Raw genomic sequence first — 5163 nt, 5'->3', positions numbered from 1 at the left:
GCTGGCCGGCCCGGCGCCCAGCTCGTCGCGCAGCAGGTTGGCCGTCTTGGCGGCCCAGTTGGCCAGCGTCACGCCGGACAGTTCGATGCGCTCGCCGGTGGCGTCGTCGTAGTAGGTGATGCGCGGTCCCACCGGATCGGCCCGCAGCAGCGGATCGAGGATGGCCCCGCTCAGCGTGATCGATTGCGGCACAGGTCGTCAGTTTATGCACTCGGGCTTGTCGGAGCCGGCGGTCAGGATCGGCGATGGCGCCGGAACTCCTGCGTCGGTCGTCACCGCACCGGCGGTCGACACCTTGGCGGGCATGATCGTCGCGTCGCCGGACAGGCCCGAGCCCGGACCGCTGTAGTCGTTGGCCAGCACCACCCGCACCGCGCCCGGCGCCAGCGAGGTGTCGGCGACCACCGGCAGCCCACCCAGTTCCTTGGAGATCTCCTTGGCTCCCAGGTCGTCGCTCTTGGCGGCGCGCACCTGGCTGGTCTTGACGTGCCCGCCGTCGTTGTTGCCCACCGTTCCGGGTGCAAAACCCTTGGCGCTCAACACGTCGGACACCGCCGCGGCCAAGCCGTTGATGTCGGTGTCATTGACGACGCTGGCGGTGGTCTTGGCCGGGGTGTAGGCGATCTCCTCGGTCTTGCCCTGTTCCTGCTCGTGCAGCAGGCCGCCGACCCAGTCGGCGACCTGATGCGGGTCCAGGCGCACCACGCTCTGCATGCCGTCGTCGCTCCAGCCGGCGCCGTCGAGCACCGGGATGGTGGCGAATGCGACGTTGCCACCGGCCAGCTTCTGCATCTGCTGCACGAAATCCATGACGTCCCAACCGGCGGAGATCACCACCGAGCGCTGGACGGCGGCCTCCAGCCGCTTGACCGTGCTGGGGCTGGACAGCGTCTGCCCGGAGATGACCCGGTGGGCCAGCGAGGCCATCACCACCTGCTGGCGCACCACCCGGTCCAGGTCGCCGCGCGGCAGCTCGTGGCGCTGACGCACGAAGCTGAGCGCTTCGGGGCCGCTGAGTCGTTGCGGGCCGGCGGGGAAGTCGGCGCCCGAAAGCGGTTCGAACACCGGCTCTTTGAGGCAGACGTCGACGCCGCCGAGGGCGTCGGTGATCAGCGAGAAGCCCAGCAGGCCGATCTCGGCGTAGTGGTCGACGGTGACGCCGGTGAGGTCGGCGACGGTCTTGATCAGCGCCTCGCGGCCGGCCTCGGTGCCCTGGGCGGCCGCGTCGGCGGCGGAGTCGCCGGCCCTGACCAGCGCGGCGCGCTTGGCCTCCCGGGTCTGGCCGTAGACGCCGTTGATCTTGGTCTTGCCCAGGCCCGGGGCGGCGACGTAGGAGTCGCGCGGGATCGAGATCGCGGTGGCCGACTTCCCGTTGTTAGGGATGCGGATCAGGATGATCGTGTCGGTGTTGGTGGCTTCCTCGTCGCCGGCCTTGAGCGTGTCCAGCTCCTCCTGGGTCAACGGGTTGCCGTGCGCGTCGGTACGGCTGTCGAGGCCGACCAGCAGGATGTCGATCGCGCCGTCGTCGCCGCCCTTGCCCAGCGAGGGCGCGGACATGTGAAAGATGCCGTCTTCGAAGGACCGCACATTGGTCCACGCGATCCCGGTGCCGAGGACGACCGCGAGCGTCAGCGCGGTGGCAATCACACGAACCACACGTTGCACAGGCATCCCACTACATTACTTGCGACACAGGAGCTTCACGGGTAGCCGGCGCCCGCGCGCCCCGGCCTTCGTCCCGGCGTTTCGGGCCATGCCAAACTGAAAACCATGTCAGCCAGGATCGTGATCGCCGGCGCCGGTGGGCAGCTGGGCGGCTATTTGACCTCGTTGGCGGCGACTCAGGGCCGCGACGCGCTGGCGCTGACGTCGTCACAGTGGGACATCACCGATCCCGCCGCCGCGCAACGGATCGTGCAGCGCGGCGACGTCGTCATCAACTGCGCGGCCTACACCGACGTCGACGGCGCCGAGAGCGACGAGGCCGGCGCGTTCGCGGTCAACGAGACCGGCCCCGGCCACATCGCCGCGGCCTGCGCGAAGGCAGGCGCCCGGCTGATCCACGTCTCCACCGACTACGTGTTCAACGGGGATTTCGGCGGTGCCGCGCCCCGGCCGTACGAGCCCACCGATCAGACCGCGCCGCAAAGCGTTTACGCCCGCAGCAAGGTCGCGGGGGAGCGGGCCGTGCTCGCGGCGCTGCCCGAGGCGGTCGTCGTCCGCACCGCCTGGGTCTACACCGGCGGCACCGGCAAGGACTTCGTCGCGGTGATGCGCCGCCTGGCCGCCGGCGACGGCCCGGTCGACGTGGTCGACGACCAGACCGGCTCGCCGACCTACGTCGGCGACCTGGCCGCCGCGCTGTTGCAGATCGTCGACGATCGCGTGCCGGGCCCGATCCTGCACGCCGCCAACGAGGGCGCCTGCTCGCGGTTCGAGCAGGCCCGCGCGGTCTTCGAGGAATGCGGCGCCGACCCGGCGCGGGTGCGACCGGTCTCCACCGACCGCTTTCCCCGGCCGGCCCCCCGGCCGGTCTACTCGGCGCTGGGCAGCGGTCAATCCGTCGCGGCGGGCCTGCGGCCGCTGCGGCCCTGGCGCCCCGCGCTTGCCGCGGCGCTGGCCGCCGCCGAAACCAACGCAGCCGGCGATGGCGCGGCCGAGCGGCCGGTACCCTCTACGCGTGACTGACGTCCTGCCGGTCGTGACGGTGACCTACTCACCGGGCCCACACCTGGAGCGCTTCCTGGCCTCGCTGTCGCTGGCCACCGAGCGCGAGGTGTGCGTGCTGCTGGCCGACAACGGCTCCACCGACGGCACCCCGCAGGCGGCCGTCGATCGCTACCCCAACGTGCGGCTGTTCCACACCGGCGCCAACCTCGGCTACGGGACCGCGGTGAATCGGGCCGTCGCGCAGCTGGACCGCGACGGCGACTGGGTTATCGTCGCCAACCCCGACGTGCAGTGGGGACCGGGCAGCATCGACGCGCTGCTCGACGCCGCGGCGCGCTGGCCGCGCGCCGGCGCGCTGGGGCCGCTGGTCCGCGATCCCGACGGGTCGGTGTACCCGTCGGCGCGCCACCTGCCCAGCCTGATCCGCGGCGGCATGCACGCCGTCGTCGGGCCGTTCTGGAAGACCAATCCGTGGTCGGCGGCCTACCGACAGGAGCGCCTCGAGCCCAGCGAGCGGCCGGTGGGCTGGCTGTCGGGCTCGTGCCTGCTGGTGCGCCGGTCGGCGTTCGGCCAGATCGGCGGGTTCGACGAGCGCTACTTCATGTACATGGAGGATGTCGACCTGGGCGACCGGCTGGGCAAGGCCGGCTGGCTTTCCGTCTACGTGCCGTCGGCCGAGGTGCTGCACCACAAGGGCCACTCCACCGGCGGGGACCCGGCCAACCACCTGGCCGCGCACCACAAGAGCACGTATCTCTTTCTCGCCGACCGGCATTCCGGCTGGTTGCGCGCTCCGCTGCGCTGGACGCTGCGCGCCTCGCTGGCGGTGCGGTCGCGCCTGATGGTGCGCAGCGCGCTGCGCGCGGCCGGGCGGCAGAAACTCCTAGAAGGGCGACACTGAGGTGGCTGATCTGGTGGGGGGTCCGCAAGTCGATGTGGTGATCCTGGTCGGGGGCAAGGGCACCCGGCTGCGGCCGCTGACGTTGTCGGCGCCCAAGCCGATGCTGCCCACCGCCGGATTGCCGTTCCTGACCCATCTGCTGTCGCGGGTCGCCGCGGCGGGCATCGAGCACGTCATCCTCAGCACGTCGTATCAGGCGGCGGTGTTCGAGGCGGAGTTCGGCGACGGCTCCAAGCTCGGCCTGCAGATCGAGTACGTCACCGAGGAGCGGCCGCTGGGCACCGGCGGCGGAATCGCCAACGTCGCGGGGCATCTGCGGCACGACACGGTGATGGTGTTCAACGGCGACGTGCTCTCCGGGGCCGACCTGGGTCAGATGCTCGACTTCCACTCCGCGCAGGAATCCGACGTCACCCTGCACCTGGTCCGCGTCGGCGACCCGCGGGCGTTCGGCTGCGTGACCACCGAGGAGGGCCGGGTGACCGCGTTCCTGGAGAAGACCCAGGATCCGCCGACCGACCAGATCAACGCCGGCTGCTACGTCTTCTCGCGCGCGGTGATCGACCGGATCCCGCGCGGCCGTGAGGTGTCGGTGGAACGCGAGGTGTTTCCCGCGCTGCTGTCGGATCCCGACGTCAAGGTCTGCGGCTACGTCGACGCCAGCTACTGGCGCGACATGGGCACCCCGGAGGACTTCGTCCGTGGCTCGGCCGATTTGGTGCGCGGCATCGCGCCCTCGCCGGCCCTGCACGGCCACCGCGGCGAGCAGTTGGTGCACGACGGCGCGGCGGTGTCGCCGGGCGCGGTGCTGGTCGGCGGGACGGTCGTCGGGCGCGGCGCCGAGATCGGCCCCGGCGTGCGGCTGGACGGCGCGGTGATCTTCGACGGCGTAAAGGTCGAGGCGGGCAGCGTGATCGAGCGCTCGATCATCGGCTTCGGCGCCCGCATCGGTCCCCGGGCGCTGATCCGCGACGGGGTGATCGGCGACGGCGCCGACATCGGGGCGCGCTGCGAGCTGTTGCGCGGCGCCCGGGTGTGGCCGGGTGTCTCGATTCCCGACGGCGGGATCCGCTACTCGTCCGACGTCTAGGGCTTGATCTGCTGAATGTGAAGTTAACTTCACACTCGGCGGCCAGCGTGAAACTAACTTCACACTCGGCGGGCCTGGGCCCGCTCGACCAAATACGCCAGCGCGTAATCCGTTCCGTCCGGTAGGGCGTCGACGGGCCACCACCTCAGATCGTCGGACTCGTCGCTGATCGCGATCCGCGCCCCCGCCGGCGCGTGCGCGACGAACTGCAGATCCAGATGGCGGGTCGGCATCCCCAGCGAGCAGACCACCGGATGCACGTGCACCGCGGCCAGCCGCGATGGCATCCGCAGCCCGTCGATACCGGACTCCTCGGTGGCCTCGCGCAGCGCCGCGGCGACGATGTCGGCGTCGCCGTCGTCGCAGTGACCACCCAGCTGCACCCACCGGCCCAGGCGGCGATGCAGGGTCAGCAGCACCCGATCGCCGGAGTGGTCGAGCACCAGCGCCGACGCGGTGACGTGGCCGGGCACGCACTCGCGGCGGCAGGCATCGCTGCGGG

The 5163-nt window shown here is 71.4% G+C and carries 6 protein-coding genes; 3 read left to right on the top strand and 3 right to left on the bottom strand.

Annotation, left to right across the window (positions count from 1 at the left end):
• Both A9W96_RS00345 and A9W96_RS00340 read right to left on the bottom strand, forming a co-directional pair.
• The coding region (locus A9W96_RS00345; RefSeq protein ID WP_255362933.1) for a TIGR03089 family protein at window positions 1–192 on the bottom strand (192 nt) is incomplete at its 3' end.
• Between the two features lie 6 nt (window positions 193–198).
• A complete protein-coding gene (locus tag A9W96_RS00340; RefSeq protein ID WP_066868482.1) occupies window positions 199–1671 on the bottom strand; it encodes an LCP family protein in 1473 nt (490 codons plus the stop codon).
• Window positions 1672–1770: 99 nt separating this feature from the next.
• Here A9W96_RS00340 and rfbD point away from each other — a divergent pair, with 99 nt between their 5' ends.
• Genes rfbD through A9W96_RS00325 form a run of 3 tightly spaced genes read left to right on the top strand, consistent with a single transcriptional unit; the run spans window position 1771 to window position 4661 of the window.
• Window positions 1771–2688 (top strand): dTDP-4-dehydrorhamnose reductase, encoded by a 918-nt coding sequence (gene rfbD / locus A9W96_RS00335; protein ID WP_067137266.1) that lies wholly within the window; start codon window positions 1771–1773, stop codon window positions 2686–2688.
• The gene (locus A9W96_RS00330) at window positions 2681–3571 is read left to right on the top strand and encodes a glycosyltransferase family 2 protein (protein WP_066868484.1); all 891 of its coding nucleotides are present in this window, start codon (window positions 2681–2683) and stop codon (window positions 3569–3571) included. The genes rfbD and A9W96_RS00330 overlap by 8 nt, the downstream gene beginning before the upstream one ends.
• Before the next feature lie 13 nt (window positions 3572–3584).
• Window positions 3585–4661, top strand: coding sequence for a sugar phosphate nucleotidyltransferase (locus tag A9W96_RS00325; RefSeq protein ID WP_066868502.1), 1077 nt, complete (start codon window positions 3585–3587; stop codon window positions 4659–4661).
• Window positions 4662–4720: 59 nt separating this feature from the next.
• Here A9W96_RS00325 and A9W96_RS00320 read toward each other — a convergent pair.
• Window positions 4721–5163: NUDIX hydrolase (locus tag A9W96_RS00320; RefSeq protein WP_067137264.1), on the bottom strand; the 443-nt coding region annotated here is incomplete at its 5' end.

The sequence above is a fragment of the Mycobacterium sp. 1245852.3 genome, from assembly GCF_001669335.1.
In the GTDB taxonomy this organism is placed as follows: domain Bacteria; phylum Actinomycetota; class Actinomycetes; order Mycobacteriales; family Mycobacteriaceae; genus Mycobacterium; species Mycobacterium europaeum_A.
The sequence above is the reverse complement of the archived record's forward strand: the minus strand, read 5'-3'. Positions and strand labels throughout refer to the sequence as shown.